The sequence below is a fragment of the Streptomyces sp. NPDC055955 genome (assembly GCF_042270245.1).
GTDB lineage: Bacteria > Actinomycetota > Actinomycetes > Streptomycetales > Streptomycetaceae > Streptomyces.
In genome coordinates, this window is sequence record NZ_JBHJYS010000001.1 from 752743 (window position 1) to 768466 (window position 15724).

Below are 15724 nucleotides of genomic sequence, written 5' to 3' on the forward strand. Positions count from 1 at the left end.
TCCATGCCGTGTCACTCCTGCGCGGGCTTGGCGGCCCGGGGCGCTGTCTTGCGCGTGCGTGCGGGGGCCTTGGCCGGGGATTTCGCGACGGCCTTCGCAGGGGCCTTGGCTGCCTTCTTGGTACTCGGGCGGGCCGGGGGTTCGGCCTCCTGCTTCACGACGTCGCCCGGAGAAGGCTCGTTCGATGTCGCGTCAGGAGCGGTCTCCGCTCCAGGAGGGACCGGCGCGCCCGGCGCCCCGAACGGCAGCACCCGTACTTCCGGCCGCTCCACCGGCTTGCCCACCACCGGAGTCTCCCGGCCGTCGATGAGGACGAGGGCCGCCTGGTAGACCACCGACAGGGTGTAGGGGGTCTGGTAGAGCATCCCCCACAGCTTCGACGTCTCGTCGACGTCCATGACCGTCGGCGTGAACCGCACGCGCTGCGCCGACTCGGCGAGATCGCTGCCCGCCAAGTACGGTTTCTCTCCGGCGAGTTCGATGATGTCCTTCGGCAGGACCGGTGTCTCGTGCAGCGCGCGCACCACGGAACCGATCAGCCGCTGCCCGACCAGCTCCGTCTCGTCGCCGTACGCGGTGATCAGGAAGTGCAGGTCGAGTGCCGTGACGGGCCGCTTGACCAGCGTGCCGTCGGCCGCGCGCGTCGGCAGGTCGTTGTTGCGCTGCGAGGTGTCGGGCGTGACCTGGTAGAGGAACACGGAGATGGTGGGCTCGGTGGGCGGGTCGGCCGGGGGCTTGCGCGGCTCGACCTTGACGGCCATGTCGATCTCGGGCCCCAGGTTGGACTCGAGCAGCAGGGCGAGGGCCTGGGTGACATGCGCGAGGGCAAGTGCGTTGCTCATGGCGTCAGTTCCTCGGTTCCTCTCGGCCCTGCCGGTCGTCGTACTGATCCGTGTTCGCGGTTCACTCGCGCCCCCGTGCCAGGTATTCCGCCAGGCTCAAGGTGGCCCCCGTCCTCCCCGCGGCGGGCGTCCGCGGCCGTCCGCCGCCGGACGCCTCGCCCGCCGTCACTTCGAGCCGCCCGATCTGCACCTGCACCACCTGCTCGGTGGCGCGTGCCGGTCGCCGGGCCGCGGCCTGCCGTACGGCGTCGCGCGTCGCCGCCGGGCCGGCGGCGCTGGGGGGCAGTGCCGCCGGCACGGCGTGGGGAGCGGCGTCCCTGCCCGGGGGGACGGGCACGGACACCGCGGGCTGTGCCGGTTCCCGCTCCCCGCGCACCGCGGCACGCCGCCCGGTGTCGGGCAACGGTCGCGGCGCCGGCGCAACGGAGGTGGCGGGACGCAGCAACGGCGCCTCGGCGTGGGCCGGAGCAGCCGGCCGCGACCCTTGCGGCTCAGCCGCCCGCTCCGTGTGTTCGACGGTCCGCTCCCGTTCCGTGTGCGTCCGCGCCGACACGACCGTCGGCGACGGCACGTCCGGCGGCGGGACGGCCGACGGCGCGGCCGCGGGCCACAGCAGCGCGTCCTCGTCCGGTGCCGGCGCGGCGGCCCGTACCGCCTCGACGCGCTCGAACGGGCCGGGCAGCCTGGGCCGTACCCGCGCCGCGGCCGGCCGCGCGGCGGTGTGCCGCGCGAGCAGCCGATCGAAGAAGTCGGCGCAGTCCGGCGAGCCCCCAGGGGCCTCGGGGTCAGACATCCGCACACAGCTCCAGGTAGTAGCGGCGGCGCGTCGGGCTGAGCGCCAGGATCTCCGGCTCGCTCCAGCCGTAGGCGGTGGCGAGCAGATGGACGTCGAGCAGCACGTCCCGTGCCCAGGCGTCCAGTTCGGTCCACAGATAGGAGGCGATGTCGAGCTCGGCCCGGGTGGCTTCCCCGCACTCGGGGCAGGCCACGTTGAGCGCCAGGTCGGCGCCGGGGTCGGCCGCCTCGACGGCCTCGACGATCCGGCGCTGCACCGGCGCGGGCAACTCCCCCGCCGTCACCGCCCTCCCGTCGTGCACCGCCGAGACCAGACATCGCGCGAGCAGTGCCGTACGCGGGTCCGCCGCCCGGGCAGCCGCCGTCAGGTCGGCGACGCCGGGCAGTCTGAACTCGACGTCCCAGCCGTCCGCTCGCACCCGCACGGCCGACTGATCGCGCCCGCCCAGCGACCCGGCGAGCTCCCCGGCGTCCAGGTCGAACTCCATGTCCTGCCCGCACGCCCCGCACGCCAGGCGCACCTGCATCCGCTCGCCGAACAGCGCCCGGCGCAACGCGAACAGGTCCGCCTCGCGCTCGCCCACCGGCAGTGCCGGCAGCCGTTCCGCCGCGACGTCCGGTCGTGCCGTGCGGTGCAGCAGCAGCGCACGCCCGACCGGAGCCTCGCCGAGTCCCGCTTCCCAGGCGGCCAGCAGTTCGGCCGCCCCGCTGATCACCATGTCCACCCCGATTCCCTCGGCCACGCAGGTCGCGGCGGTTCAACAGCGCCCTTGGGGCGTGGGGAACCACCGCGCGGCCGGCCACGACGGCACTGCAGATGCACGACGACCCGTCGCGGCGCTTCCTGCGGAGCGCTCAGGCCGGGTTGAGGAACGCGCTCAGGCCGGGTTGAGGAACGAGGGCTCCTCCGGCTCGGGCACCTCGTAGTCCCGCTCCCAGCCCTCGCACTCGAGCTTCAGCGACTGGATGGCCACCGCGTTGGCGTTGGCGTCCAGTTCGCCGAGCACCTGGTACTCGCTGGGCCAGGTCCGGTACAGCTTGTGCGAGACCGCGACCTGGCCCGCCTCGTTGAGGACCTGGATGACGAGGTCCTTGCGGAAGTCCGCGAGGGACACCTCCGAGCCGAGGCCCGCGCCGACCTGCCAGACCTTGTTCGCCCAGCGGTCGAACTCGGGGTCGTGGGTCACCCCGCGTTCGAGGGTGACGCCCTCGAACTCCGAGCGCCCCGGTGACTTGCGCGGGGAGGAGGGGTCACCGCCGTTGCGGTGCTTGACGACCTCCGTGGTCCGCTTCAGCGGACTGATCTTGCTGATGCCGGCGACCGTACGTCCGTCCCACAGGACCAGGAACTTGAAGTTCTTGTACGGGTCGAAGCGATGGGCGTTGACCGTGAACTCAGCCATCGATTTCCTTCAGCTCTCCCTGGATCCCGGGCCGCTAGAGAGCGAACTGCCCGGACGTCTGCTGGATCTTGACGACCACGAACTCGGCCGGGCGGACCGGCGCGATACCGACGAGCACGTTGACGATGCCGTTCGCCACGTCCTCGTCCGTCGTGGTCTCGCTGTCGCATTTGACGAAGTACGCCTCCCGCGGGGTGCTGCCCTTGAAGGCGCCCTGGCGGAAGAGCGTGTGCAGGTACGAGGAGGCGGACAGCCGGATCTGCTGCCACAGGCTCTCGTCGTTGGGCTCGAACACGACCCACTGCAACCCGCGTTGGAGACTCTCCTCCACATGCAGCGCGAGCCGCCGCACGGGCACGTACTTCCACGCACCGTCGAAGGCGTCGGAGCCCTGCAGCGTGCGCGCGCCCCACACCAGCGGGCCGGCCAGCGGGAAGGTGCGCAGGCAGTTCACACCGAGCGGATTGAGCAGCCCTGTCTCGCGGTCCGTCAGATCGACGGTCAGGGAGCGCACTCCGACGAGCTGGGCCTCCGTACCGGCCGGTGCCTTCCAGACGCCGCGCTCGGCGTCGGTGCGCGCGATGACGCCGGCGACCGCCCCGGACGGCGGGAAGGCACGCAGCCGCCCGGTGACCGGATCGGTGAGCTGCAGGTGCGGGAAGTACAGGCCCGCGTGGTTGCCGCGCACGGCGTCGAAGGCGGACAGGCCCGCCCGCGCCGAGTCCACGCTCACCCAGGTGGCGGGCGCGTCGACCAGCAGGAAGATCCGCCGCTCCTCGCACAGCCGCTGAGCGGCGGACACGACGGTGAGCGCGTCCTCGGTCTTCTCGTACGACGCCAGCTCCGGCAGCGAGAGCAGGTTGACGTCGGCCACCCCGCGCAGCGCCTGGATGCCGGTCTTGTCGGCCTCGGAGCCGATGAGGTCGCGCGGACCGGGGGCCTCGCCGTCCTCGCCGCCCTCCAGCGGGAAGACCGGCGGGTTGACCGAGGCCTCCAGGCCCAGGTCGTTGGCGCACTCGCCCACGAAGCGGACGACGTCCTCGGGGTCGGTGGAGCCCGCGACGACCTGGAGGCGCCGGCCGAACGCGGTGACCTCGACACCCGCGAAGGCGTGCCGGCCCGGCGCGTCGGGCAGCGCCCGCAGTTTGCGCTCCAGCAGCAGGGCCAACTCGGCCACGGAGGACGGGGCCTCGCCGTCGCGGTCGGCGTCGTAGAGCTTGAACTCCCGCTCCACGTCACCGATCTTCACCGTCACGTCGACGGCCGGATCGGGCAGTTCATGGCCGAACGGCTTGGAGACGGTGCCGGACGGGTCGGGGCGCCCTTCGCCCACGGCGTCGACGCGGATGAGGCGCGACCCGGCGTTGATCACGGTGGGCGCGTAGGTTCCGCTGCCGGCGTCCATGGACAGGCCGGTGAAGCTCTCGCGGGCGTCGCCCCTCGCGTCGTGGACCCGCAGGTTGAAGGTCTCGTCGGGGCACGTCGTGTCGTAGTCGACGGCGATGCGCAGGCTGTTGCCCCACACGCCGGGTTCCTTGGCGTGGACCTCGAGCACATGGCTCTCGCTGCGGCCGTCGGTGGACTCCAGGACGACGCAGGCGGTCTTGCCGCTGCCCGCCCTGGCGACCCGGACGATCACGGCGACCGAGCCGCCGTTGCCGAAGAACTGGTGCACCGCGTAGGCGAGCGGGCTCTGCGCGCTCAGCCCTCCGAAGCGCCGCTCGAACTCGGCGAATCCGGTCACGCGCGCCGGCTCGTTCAGCGGGCCGCGCCGGGTGTGTCCCACGAACGCGGTCACCGAAGTGGTCACGGCGGAGATGGCGCGGGTGGTGCTGGGAAGCTCCTCGACGTAGACGCCCGGGTAAGTCGGCCTCGCGGCACTCACGGCATTCGTCGGCATTCCCCCTCCTATCCCTTCTCGGGCACCGGGTGAAAGGCACCAAGAGGCGGCAGAGGGGGAGGTAGGGCAAAAGGCGGCGCGCGGCGGTCTCCGGACGCGTCGTGCCGCGCCGGTCCGCACACCTCGTATCGGCTTCCCCCGTCAGTGCCCCGGACGGACGGCCGCCCGGGTCAAGCACGCATGCTTGTGACCCCTGATGCTCAAGTGCCCACCCACCTTGGGGAGTTGAGCGTTGCTGGAGCAAGGCGTGTTCACGCCAGCCCGAAAGTCGGTTCGATGAAGAGGGGCGTGTTCTACCTGCACACGATGTGCACGTGTCGAAACAGGTAGTTCACGTATTCCACACAGCAGATGGTGCAGCGGAGGGGAACCCATGTGCTGACGTACCTCACAATTCTGGCGGCGGCGCGGCTCCGCGCCGGTCCACAAGGGCGTCCTGCCCCCGCGGTCCTGCCAAGACGTACGAAGAGCGCTGTGGCCGGTTCCACCGGAGCAGGGCCTCGGCGCCGAGCGCCGGCCCCTGCGCGCCGGCGTCGCGCGGAACCTCAAATGAACCTCTGAACGTCCCCCCTCCTGGATTCGGCGGCATCCGCCGGGGTCATGACACCGGCATCGCACGGCACACGGCCGGGGTGGAGGAGGGGAACCATGCAGCGGATCGAGCGTCTGGGTACGGGCATCGGCTGGCGTCCGGAGATCGCGGAGGCCGTGGAGGCGATGCCCGGCGTCGACTGGGTCGAGGCCGTCGCGGAGAACGTGTGCCCCGGGCACGTCCCCGACTCCCTGCTGCGGCTGCGCGAGCGCGGCGTCACCGTCGTGCCGCACGGCGTCTCGCTCGGCCTCGGCGGCGCCGACCGGCCCGACGAGGGCAGGCTCGCCGGCCTCGCGGCCCGCGCCGAGGCCCTCGGCTCCCCGCTCGTCACCGAGCACATCGCGTTCGTGCGGGCGGGCGGCGAGCTCACCGCGTCGCAGCCGCTGGAGGCCGGCCACCTGCTGCCGGTCCCGCGCACGAGGGACGCCCTCGACGTGCTCTGCGAGAACGTCCGCATCGCCCAGGACGCCCTGCCCGTCCCCCTCGCCGTGGAGAACATCGCGGCCCTGTTCTCCTGGCCCGGCGAGGAGATGACGGAGGGCCAGTTCCTCTACGAACTGGTGGAGCGCACCGGAGTGCACCTCCTGATCGACGTGGCGAACCTGCACACGAACCGTGTCAACCGCGGCGAGGACCCCGCGAAGGCCCTCGGTGAACTGCCGGTCGAGGCCATCGCGTACGTGCATGTGGCGGGCGGCTTCGAGCGCGACGGCGTGTGGCACGACAGCCACGCGCACCCCGTGCCGCGCCCCGTCCTCGACATCCTCGCCGACCTGGCGTCCCGGGTCTCACCGCCCGGAGTCCTCCTGGAGCGTGACGAGAACTTCCCGGATCCGCGGGACCTGGAGCGTGAACTCGACCAGATCAGGCGGACGTTGACGACGGCGCCCGCCGAGGGCCGCACCGTGCGGCCCTCCCCCTCGGGCCCGGCCGCCTCGCGGGACACCGGCGCGACGCGGGACACCGGCCCCGCCCGTCAGCGGCTCGCGCTCGCGCAGGCCGCGCTCCTGTCCGCCCTCGTCGCGGGGACACCCGCACCGGAAGGGTTCGACCGGGTGCGGCTCAAGGTCCAGAGCCGGGCCCTGTGCGCCAAGCGGGCGGACGTCGTGGCCAAGGTGGCACCCGAACTGCCGGAGATCCTCGGCCCGGCCGCGTACCGCCCGGCGTTCCTGTCGTACGCGCAGTGCCGGCCCATGACGGGCGGCTACCGCCGGGACGCCCTCGACTTCGCCGGGCATCTGCTCGACTCCGGCGGACCCGGGGACGCGGGGGCACGGCGGGAGCTGGAGCGGTGGTGGCGGGAGCGGTCGGGGCCCACCCCGCCGGCCGCGCACCCGGGGGCACGCCTGGTGCGCGCGGCGCGGTCCGCGCTGCACCGGGGCCGTCCGGCCCTCCGGTCGGCCTGAGCGCCACCACCCGTTGCCCGTACCGCAGTTGACGTATTCCCGGGGTTGCCCGAGCCCACGTCCGTGAAGCGGACTAGCGTGCGGTGCCGCACCAGGAGGCACCATGCGCACCCGATTCGTCAACGGCACCGGACTCATCGTCGCCGGGCTCGTCACCACGCTCGCCGCTCTCGTGTTCCCGGTCTGGTCGTACGCCGACCGGTCCGGCACCGGCGTGGACCTGCTCGACGAGGGGACCGTGTCGACCAGATTCGGCCCCCTGTCGGCCCTGGACCGCGAGTTCGTCACGAAGGTGCGGCTCGCGGGCCTGTGGGAGCTGCCCGCGGGCCAGCAGGCCGAGGCGAGGGGGACCAGCACGGCGGTGCGGACCGCGGGTGAGCACCTCGTCGAGGGGCACACCTTCCTCGACGCGCGCGTGCGCGAGGTCGCCGCACGGCTCGGCCTCGAACTCCCCAACCAGCCCAAAGGCCAGCAACGGCAGTGGCTTTCCGAGCTGAGCGCGGCGCACGGCGACGACTACGAGCGCAAGTTCGCCAACATCCTGCGCCGGGCCCACGGGAAGGTCTTCTCCCTGGTCGCCCAGGTCCGCGCGACGACACGCAACTCGCTCGTGCGGGACCTGGCGGACGACGCGAACACGACCGTCCTCGACCACATCAAGGTCCTGGAGTCCACGGGTCTGATCGACTTCGACGCCCTCGCGCGGGACGCCGCCGGCGCGAGTACGCCGCCCGAGACCCGCTCCCCCGCCCCGCCGGGCCCCGTGGCGTCACCCGCTCCCCCCACGCCCCTCTCCCCGTCCCCCTCCTTCCCGCTGCCCCCGGCGGCCTCCCGGCCCAAGCCCTGACGCGGCAGGGGGAGATGGCGAAAACGGAACGTCACATGCGGACAACACTCTGTCCATATGGTGAACAACCCGTGGCGCCGCCCGTACAGGTGACATAGAAAAACGCCATGTTCTGGCTTCTGTTCCTGCTCATGGCCTGTGCCGCGGCCTTTCTGTCCTGCGCGCGCCTCTGCCTCGCCGCGGCGCACGCCGCGCACAGCGAGCCGGCCGGGGACGGCGCACACGAGCTGACGCTGTACGAGGCCGCGTTCCTGTCGGGCGGCCCGTCCCGGGTCGCCGATCTGACCCTCGTCTCGATGGCGCGCAGCAAGCGGCTGCTGCTCGCGCACACCGGCTGGGCCACCGTGGTCGACCCGGTCGGCGGCGACGACATCGAGGCCTCGGTGATAAGCGCCATCGGGCCGGACGGACAGTCCCGGATAGCGGCGGTGCGCCGGGCGACGGCGGCCGCGGACGCGGTACGGGCACTGGCCGACCGCCTCGTCGCGGCGGGCCTCGCCGTTCCCGACGGGGCGCGCGGCGGGGTCGCGGGCGCGGTCCGCCAGGTGCGGGCCGCCGCGCTCGCCGTCGTGGTCCTGGCCGGGGTGTCCCTCACGATGCCGGGCGGCGAACCGGGCGACGGCGTGCTCGTCGCCGCGTGGTTCACGCTCCCCCTCGTCCTCACGCTGTCCTGTCTGGCGATCGCCCGCTTCGAGGTCCACCCCTACACGCGCTGGGCGTCCCCCACCGGACAGCGGCTGATCGGCGCCCTGCCGAAGACCGTACGTGACGGCGTCGGTGAGGCCGCTGCGCTGACCGCCGTCGCCGTGCACGGCGTCCGCGCAGTATCCGACCCCGCGCTGCGCTCCGCATTCGGGACGGCGCAACGGGGTCATTGAGCCGACACCGGCAGGCCGGTGCTTTACTTCGCCAACTGCCGGACGAAGTATCCCCTTTGTTCGCGTCTGCTCCCGGCAGGCGGGTGACAGCCCCTCAAGGCCGCGCGCGGCCGTAAGCGGGCCGGACGAAAGGGACCCACGAGAGCGATGAGAGCAGCCCCCGCCGTCTACGCGGCCGCTGGATCCCTGGTCCTGACCGCGCTCGTCGCCGCCCCCGGCCACGCCGACACCCAGGCCCCGCCCGGCACGGCCGAACTGCGCGGCACGGCCGTGGCCGCCGCCCGCGCCGCGGCCACCGGAATCACCTTCGGCACCTGCGCCGCCGCGGAGCACCTGCCCGCCTCCGTCAAGTGCGGCACCCTCTCCGTCCCCCTCGACTACGCCCATCCCGCCGGCAAGCAGATCAAACTGACCGTCAGCCGCGTGAAGGCCACCGGCAGGACGGCGCCGGAGGGCGGCAGGCCGGTCCGCAGGCAGGGCGCCCTCGTCTTCAACCCCGGCGGCCCCGGCGCGTCCGGCATGTCCTTCCCGCTCGCCGGGCTGATGCCGCAGTGGAAGCGCATCGCCTCCGCGTACGACCTCGTCGGCTACGCCCCGCGCGGGGTGGGCCGCTCGGCCCCACTGTCCTGCGAGGACCCCAAGCGGTTCGCGAAGGCCCCCACACAGGCGCCGACCCAGCCCTCCGCCTCGTACAAGCTGGAGCGGATCGCGCAGGCCAAGGCCTACGCCCTGGGGTGCGCGAAGCACGCCGGGGACGCGCTGCGGCACTACACGACACTCAACAACGCCCGCGACCTGGACGTACTGCGCGCCGGGCTCGGCGAACGGAAGCTCAACTTCATGGGGTCGTCGTACGGCACCTACTTCGGGGCCGTGTACGCGACGCTCTTCCCCGCGCATGTGCGCCGCATGGTCTTCGACTCGGCGGTGAACCCCGACCCCAAGCAGATCTGGTACACCAACAACCTCGTCCAGTCGGTGGCCTTCGAGCAGCGCTGGGCGGACTTCCGCAGGTGGGTGGCCAAGCACGACAAGACGTACCACCTGGGCGCGACCGCCGCCGATGTGCAGCTGAGCTACGAGAAGGTCCGGGCACGGCTCGCGAGCGAACCCGCGGGCGGCACCGTCGGCCCCGGCCAGCTCCAGTCCGCGTATCTCCAGGCCGGGTACTACGACGGCTACTGGGCGATGCGGGCGAACGCGCTGTCGCAGTACCTGAAGGGCAATCCGAAGCCGCTCGCCGAGCAGGCGGCGCCGCGGGCCGCGGCGGCCGCCGGGAACGAGAACAGCACGGCCGTCTACACGGCCGTCGAGTGCAACGACGCGGCGTGGCCCACCGACTTCCGCGTCTGGAACCGCGACAACACCCGGCTGGCGCGCCGCGCCCCGTTCGAGACGTGGGACAACGCCTGGATGAACCTGCCCTGCGCGTACTGGCCGGCCCCGCGCCAGCGTCCCGTCGACGTACGGACCGCGCCCGGCGCGCTGCCCGCGACGCTGATCCTGGCCGCCGAACGGGACGCGGCCACCCCCTACGCGGGCGCCCGTGAGCTGTGGCGCAGGCTTGCCGGGTCGGTCCTGGTCACGGAGCGCGGCGCGGGCACCCACGGCATCGCCGCCGGTCCCAACAAGTGCGTCAACAGCCACCTCGACGCGTATCTCATGGAGGGGCGGATCCCGGTGACCCGCGCCGCCGCCTGCGCCCCGCACCCCGAACCGGCGCCGCTCGCCGTGGACTGACCGGCGGGCACACGCGCGAAAGGGGCCGACCGGTCGTCGAACCGGTCGGCCCCTTTCGCGTACGGACCCGGGAACCGCAGGAACTACGCGAGACCCGCGACGAGTTCGGCGACGCTCTTGCGGCGGCCCGTGTAGAACGGGACCTCCTCGCGGACGTGCATACGGGCCTCGGAGGCACGCAGGTGACGCATCAGGTCGACGATGCGGTACAGCTCGTCGGCCTCGAAGGCGAGGAGCCACTCGTAGTCGCCCAGCGAGAACGAGGCGACGGTGTTGGCGCGGACGTCCGGGTAGCCGCGGGCCATCTTGCCGTGGTCCGCGAGCATGCGGCGGCGGTCCTCGTCGGGCAGCAGGTACCAGTCGTAGGAGCGCACGAACGGGTACACGCTCACGTAGTTGCGCGGCGTCTCGTCGGCGAGGAACGCCGGGATGTGCGAGCGGTTGAACTCGGCCGGCCGGTGCAGCGCCATGTTCGACCAGACCGGCTCCAGGGCGCGGCCCAGCTTCGTACGGCGGAAGAGGTTGTACGCCTCCTGGAGCTGGTCCGCGGTCTCCGCGTGCCACCAGATCATGAGGTCGGCGTCGGCGCGCAGGCCGGACACGTCGTACGTGCCGCGGACCGTCACGTCCTTCGCGGCGAGCTGGTCGAAGAGCTCCTGGACCTCGTCGGCGTAGCCGGTCCGGTCCTCGGGGAGGACGTCTCGGAGCTTGAAGACGGACCACAGGGTGTAGCGGATGACCTCATTGAGGTCCTTGGCCTTCTTGCCTGCGTTCGGGATCCTGGCGGGGGCGTCGTCACTCATGTGGCTATTCTCCCGCGCCGCCGTGCAGACTCTGCACCGGGTGCTGGGTGAGCTTCTCCACGCCGGTCGGGTCGCCGTCCAGCTGGTCGACGGCCGCGTAGGCGCTCGCGATGCAGGCCGGGATGCCGACCCCGTCGTAGGCCGCCCCGCACACGGCGAGTCCGGGGATCTTCGCGACGTGGCCGCGGATGCGGGCCACGCGCGCGTGGTGGCCGACGGGGTACTGGGGCAGGCCCTCGTGCCAGCGCGTGACGCGCGTGGCGACGGGCGTGGCGCTCAGGCCGGTGGCCTCCCGCAGGTCGTGGCGGGACACCTCGACGAGCCCGTCGTCGTCGCGTGCGAGGTCCTTCTCGTCCTGGTACCGGCCCACGGACGTGCGGACGACGACCAGGCCGGGGTCCTCGGCCGCGATCCAGCCCCACTTGTTCGAGGCGAACGTGGACGCCTTGATCGTGTGGCCGTCGACCGGCGGCACGAGGAAGCCGGAGCCCTCGGGCAGGTTCGCCTCGTCGCGCCGGAACGCGAGGGTGATCAGGGCCATCGAGGCGTACTCGACGGTGCGCAGCTCCGCGGCGGCGGCCGGCGACTCGGTGTCGAGGAGCCGGGCCGCCTGCTGCGCGGGCACGGCGAGGACGACGGCGTCGGCCTCGACGACGTGGTCGTCGACCCTGACCTCCCAGCCGTCGGGGGTGCGGCGCAGTCCGTGGGCGGGGCTGTCGAGGAGGATCTCGCCGCCCCGCGCGCGCACCGAGTCGGCGACGGCGAGCGGGAGCTGTCCGATGCCGCCCTCGATGCCCATGAAGACGGGGCCCGTCTGCTGGTTCCGCGCCGCGCGCTCCTGGATGGCGCGGACGGCCTCGGTCAGGGAGCGGTGGGCGCGGGCCGCCTCGAAGAGCTGGGGGACGGCGCTGCGCATCGAGATGCGGTACGCGTCGCCCGCGTAGACGCCCCCGAGCAGCGGCTCCACGAGCCGGTCGACGACCTCGCGGCCGAGGCGCTCGGCGACGTACGCGCCGACGGCGACGTCGTCGCCGAACTCGGTGGCGGGCAGGTCACGGTCCTGCTCGATGCGGGCCAGGCCCTCGTCGGACAGGACTCCGCAGAGCGCGGCGGCCGTGCCGGGGACGCCCATCACATGGCCCTTGGGCATCGGGCGCAGCTCGCCCCTGGTCCAGAGCGAGGCCGTGGCCGTGCTCGGCGGCTGAAGGCGGTCCCCGAGCCCCACCTCACGGGCGAGGCCGACCGCTTCGGGGCGCCGGGCGAGCATGGACTCGGCGCCGAGGTCGACCCGTACACCCGCGATCTCCCCGGCGCGCAGCTTGCCGCCGAGACGGCCCGACGCCTCCAGAACGGTGACCTGCGCGCCGGCCGCGAGCAGCCGGTGGGCCGCGGCGAGCCCCGCGATGCCACCGCCGATGACGACCGCCCTGGGGGCCTGTCCCGTTCCCCTGCCTGTGTCCGCTTCGTGCATGCCCCCACTGTCTCAGACCGGCGAGTCCCGACCGTGACCGCATCGGGACCGCCCGGCAACCACCGAAAGGGGTCGCCGAACCGTCGAAGGAGGTGGCCAGGGCCCGCCCATGGGGCCGACCGTCCCACTCACCTCCGGGGGTACGTCGATGCGGATGTCAGGCACCACAGGGAAGCGGCCTGCGAGCCGCGGCACACGGGCGGCCGGCGCCGTCCTGCTCGTGGCGGCGCTGGCGCTGACGGGGTGCAGCGCCGGCGCCTCGGGCAGCGGGGACTCCTCCAAGGCCGATGGCGGCGAGGCGGCCGCCGCGGACCGGGGCGCCGCGAAGGGGGCGGGCGGGGGACAGTCGGACGCGAAGTCGTCCCGGCGTGAGCAGCCCGGGCTGGGCGGCGTCCGCATCATCCGCACGGCGACGCTCACCGTGCAGGTCAAGGACGTTCCGCAGGCGCTCGACGAGGCGCGCACGGCGGCCGAGGACGCGGGCGGCATCGTGGGCAACGAGTCGACCGACCGCGACGGCAGGGGACACGAGCGTTCCCGTGTCGTCCTGCGCGTGCCGCAGGAGCGTTACGAGCAGGTCCTCGCGGACCTCGCGGGCGCGGGCCGGCTCATCGAGCGGAACGTGAAGGCGCAGGACGTCACCGACCAGGTCGTCGACGTGGACAGCCGCGTCAAGTCGCAGCGGGCGAGCGTGGCGCGGGTCCGTGCGCTGATGGACAAGGCGACGAAGCTGAGTGATGTCGTCGCTCTGGAAGGGGAGTTGAGCACCCGCGAGTCCGATCTGGAGGCTCTGCTCGCGCAGCAGGCGTCCCTCAAGGACCGGACGAGTCTGGCGACGATCACGCTGTCGCTGACCGAGACACCGGTGAAGCCGGCCGGGCACGAGGACGAGGACCCGGGGTTCACCGACGCGGTCGCGGGTGGCTGGGGCGCGTTCGTGACGATGCTGCGCTGGCTCGCGGTGGCCGTCGGCGCGGTGCTGCCGTTCGCCGTGGTGGGCGGCCTGCTGGTCTTCGTGTGGCTGCGTCTCGTGCGGCCGCGGCTGCCGCGCAGGGCCACCGCCGCGGCGCAGCCTCTGGCGACGGCCCTCGGCCCGCTGCCGGCGCATCCGCCGGCCGGGGAGCGGGGCGAGGAGGAGTGACCGGGGCGCGGACGTAGTTTGGTGGGCATGAGCCCTACACGTGAGCGACTGGTGGTCATCGGCGGCGACGCGGCGGGCATGTCCGCCGCGTCGCAGGCCCGTAGGATGCGCGGCCCCGACGAGCTGGAGATCGTGGCCTTCGAGCGGGGGCACTTCTCCTCGTACTCGGCGTGCGGCATCCCCTACTGGGTCGGCGGCGAGGTGGCCGGGCGCGACGAGCTGATCGCGCGCACGCCCGAGGAACACCGGGAGCGGTCCATCGACCTGCGCATGCGCACGGAGGTGACCGAGCTCGACGTCGAGGGCGGGCGGGTGAGGTCCCGCGCGCTCGACACGGGCACGGAGTCCTGGACCTCGTACGACAAACTCGTGATCGCCACGGGTGCCGGGCCGGTGCGGCCGCGGATTCCCGGGATCGACGCGCCGGGTGTGCACGGTGTGCAGACTCTCGACGACGGCCAGGCGCTGCTCGACTCGCTCGCCATGACACAGGGGCGGCGGGCTGTCGTCGTCGGCGCGGGCTACATCGGTGTCGAGATGGCGGAGGCGCTGATCCGCCGCGGCTACGAGGTCACGGTCGTCAACCGCGGGCCGGAGCCGATGTCGACGCTCGACCCCGACATGGGCCGCCTGGTGCACGAGGCGATGACCGGCATGGGCATCACCATGGTCGACGACGCCGAGGTCACCAAGATCCTCACGGGCGAGGACGGACGGGCCCGGGCGGTCGCGACGACGTCCGACGAGTATCCGGCGGACGTCGTCGTCCTCGGCATCGGCGTCCGCCCGCAGACCGCGCTGGCGCGCGCCGCGAAACTCCCCCTGGGCGAGCACGGCGGGCTCCTCACCGATCTCGCCATGCGGGTGCGCGGCCACGAGAACATCTGGGCGGGCGGCGACTGCGTGGAGGTCCTCGACCTGGTCTCGGGACGCGAGCGCCACATCGCGCTCGGCACGCACGCCAACAAGCACGGGCAGGTCATCGGCACGAACGCGGGCGGCGGTTACGCGACCTTCCCGGGCGTCGTCGGGACGGCCGTGAGCAAGGTGTGCGACCTGGAGATCGCGCGCACGGGCCTGCGCGAGAAGGACGCGGGGCGGGCCGGTCTGCAGTACGTGTCCGTCACGATCGAGTCGACGAGCCGCGCGGGCTACTACCCGGGCGCCGCCCCGATGACGGTGAAGATGATCGCCGAGCGCCGCACGGGCCGTCTGCTCGGCGTGCAGATCGTCGGCCGCGAGGGCGCCGCGAAGCGGGTGGACATCGCGGCGGTCGCGCTGACCGCGGGCATGACGGTGGACCAGATGACGGCCCTCGACCTCGGCTACGCACCGCCGTTCTCACCGGTGTGGGACCCGATCCTGGTGGCGGCCCGCAAGTCGAGCGCGGTGGTGCGCAGGGGCTAGGGCCTGTCGTTGGGGTCAGGCCGGACCAGGGAGCGGGTGCCGGCACCCGCGAGCCCGGCCTGATCCGATCGACAGGCCCTAGGGGAGATCGCGCCCGGACGCCCCTAGGGCGTGTCCGGGCCGGAGGTGGGCGGCATCGGAGTGGACATGCCGTTGATCTGCTCGATGGCCTGACGCGCCTGGTCGCCGGGGGTGCGGGGCGTGGCCGCGCTCAGGGCGGAAGCGGCCGTGGTCTGCGGGGGTTTGGCGTGGGCCGCGGACAGGCGGGTGCGCAGGCGATGGCTGACGGCCTCGTCGAGCGTGACCGGGCGGTGCGTGCGGGCGGCGATACGGCCCGCCTCCTGACCGAGCGCGGCCAGGTCCTCCCAGGTGAGGCGCAGCACGACGGCGAGCTGGGCCTCACCGTCCGGCAGGGCGGTGAGGGGAGGGACGGGGGCACCCGGCTGTTGGTCGGTCATGGGCTGGTCTCCTCGCTTGGGGCGGCGGGACACTGCTCGGC

At 73.1% G+C, this 15724-nt stretch carries 14 protein-coding genes; 6 read left to right on the plus strand and 8 right to left on the minus strand.

Annotated features, from left to right (window positions below):
• Positions 1 to 11: 11 nt before the first annotated feature.
• The 5 genes from ACFC96_RS03125 to ACFC96_RS03145 form a co-directional block, all read right to left on the minus strand.
• Positions 12 to 842: a DUF4255 domain-containing protein gene (locus tag ACFC96_RS03125; RefSeq protein WP_376609846.1), complete on the minus strand. Its 831-nt coding sequence runs from the start codon at positions 840 to 842 to the stop codon at positions 12 to 14.
• Positions 843 to 903: 61 nt separating this feature from the next.
• Complete coding sequence (locus ACFC96_RS03130) at positions 904 to 1635, minus strand: hypothetical protein (RefSeq protein ID WP_376609848.1); 732 nt, start codon at positions 1633 to 1635, stop codon at positions 904 to 906.
• Positions 1628 to 2356, minus strand: a complete 729-nt coding sequence (locus ACFC96_RS03135) for a hypothetical protein (protein ID WP_376609849.1) — start codon at positions 2354 to 2356, stop codon at positions 1628 to 1630. The genes ACFC96_RS03130 and ACFC96_RS03135 overlap by 8 nt, the downstream gene beginning before the upstream one ends.
• Before the next feature lie 159 nt (positions 2357 to 2515).
• Positions 2516 to 3040 carry a phage tail protein gene (locus tag ACFC96_RS03140; protein WP_376251034.1) on the minus strand — a complete coding sequence of 175 codons (525 nt, stop codon included), beginning with the start codon at positions 3038 to 3040 and terminating at the stop codon, positions 2516 to 2518.
• Between the two features lie 34 nt (positions 3041 to 3074).
• Positions 3075 to 4940: a phage tail sheath family protein gene (locus ACFC96_RS03145; protein WP_376609851.1), complete on the minus strand. Its 1866-nt coding sequence runs from the start codon at positions 4938 to 4940 to the stop codon at positions 3075 to 3077.
• Between the two features lie 657 nt (positions 4941 to 5597).
• On the opposite strand from ACFC96_RS03145, the gene ACFC96_RS03150 reads away from it, so the two are divergent.
• From ACFC96_RS03150 to ACFC96_RS03165, 4 genes are all read left to right on the plus strand, one after another.
• Positions 5598 to 6938 (plus strand): DUF692 domain-containing protein, encoded by a 1341-nt coding sequence (locus tag ACFC96_RS03150; RefSeq protein ID WP_376252063.1) that lies wholly within the window; start codon positions 5598 to 5600, stop codon positions 6936 to 6938.
• A gap of 103 nt (positions 6939 to 7041) precedes the next feature.
• Positions 7042 to 7785: a DUF4142 domain-containing protein gene (locus tag ACFC96_RS03155; RefSeq protein ID WP_376609853.1), complete on the plus strand. Its 744-nt coding sequence runs from the start codon at positions 7042 to 7044 to the stop codon at positions 7783 to 7785.
• Between the two features lie 107 nt (positions 7786 to 7892).
• A complete protein-coding gene (locus ACFC96_RS03160; RefSeq protein ID WP_376609855.1) occupies positions 7893 to 8663 on the plus strand; it encodes a TIGR04222 domain-containing membrane protein in 771 nt (256 codons plus the stop codon).
• A gap of 147 nt (positions 8664 to 8810) precedes the next feature.
• Positions 8811 to 10403: an alpha/beta hydrolase gene (locus tag ACFC96_RS03165; RefSeq protein WP_376609857.1), complete on the plus strand. Its 1593-nt coding sequence runs from the start codon at positions 8811 to 8813 to the stop codon at positions 10401 to 10403.
• Positions 10404 to 10486: 83 nt separating this feature from the next.
• Here ACFC96_RS03165 and hemQ read toward each other — a convergent pair whose 3' ends face one another.
• A complete protein-coding gene (hemQ, locus tag ACFC96_RS03170) occupies positions 10487 to 11206 on the minus strand; it encodes a hydrogen peroxide-dependent heme synthase (RefSeq protein ID WP_376251025.1) in 720 nt (239 codons plus the stop codon).
• A 4-nt stretch (positions 11207 to 11210) separates the two neighbouring features.
• Positions 11211 to 12677, minus strand: a complete 1467-nt coding sequence (hemG, locus tag ACFC96_RS03175; protein ID WP_376609859.1) for a protoporphyrinogen oxidase — start codon at positions 12675 to 12677, stop codon at positions 11211 to 11213.
• A gap of 154 nt (positions 12678 to 12831) precedes the next feature.
• Here hemG and ACFC96_RS03180 point away from each other — a divergent pair, with 154 nt between their 5' ends.
• Positions 12832 to 13818, plus strand: a complete 987-nt coding sequence (locus ACFC96_RS03180) for a DUF4349 domain-containing protein (protein WP_376609861.1) — start codon at positions 12832 to 12834, stop codon at positions 13816 to 13818.
• A gap of 27 nt (positions 13819 to 13845) precedes the next feature.
• Positions 13846 to 15225, plus strand: a complete 1380-nt coding sequence (locus ACFC96_RS03185) for an FAD-dependent oxidoreductase (RefSeq protein ID WP_376609863.1) — start codon at positions 13846 to 13848, stop codon at positions 15223 to 15225.
• A gap of 104 nt (positions 15226 to 15329) precedes the next feature.
• Here the strand turns inward: ACFC96_RS03185 and ACFC96_RS03190 are convergent, their stop codons facing one another.
• Positions 15330 to 15683 (minus strand): hypothetical protein, encoded by a 354-nt coding sequence (locus ACFC96_RS03190; RefSeq protein ID WP_376609865.1) that lies wholly within the window; start codon positions 15681 to 15683, stop codon positions 15330 to 15332.
• Positions 15684 to 15724 lie beyond the last annotated feature (41 nt).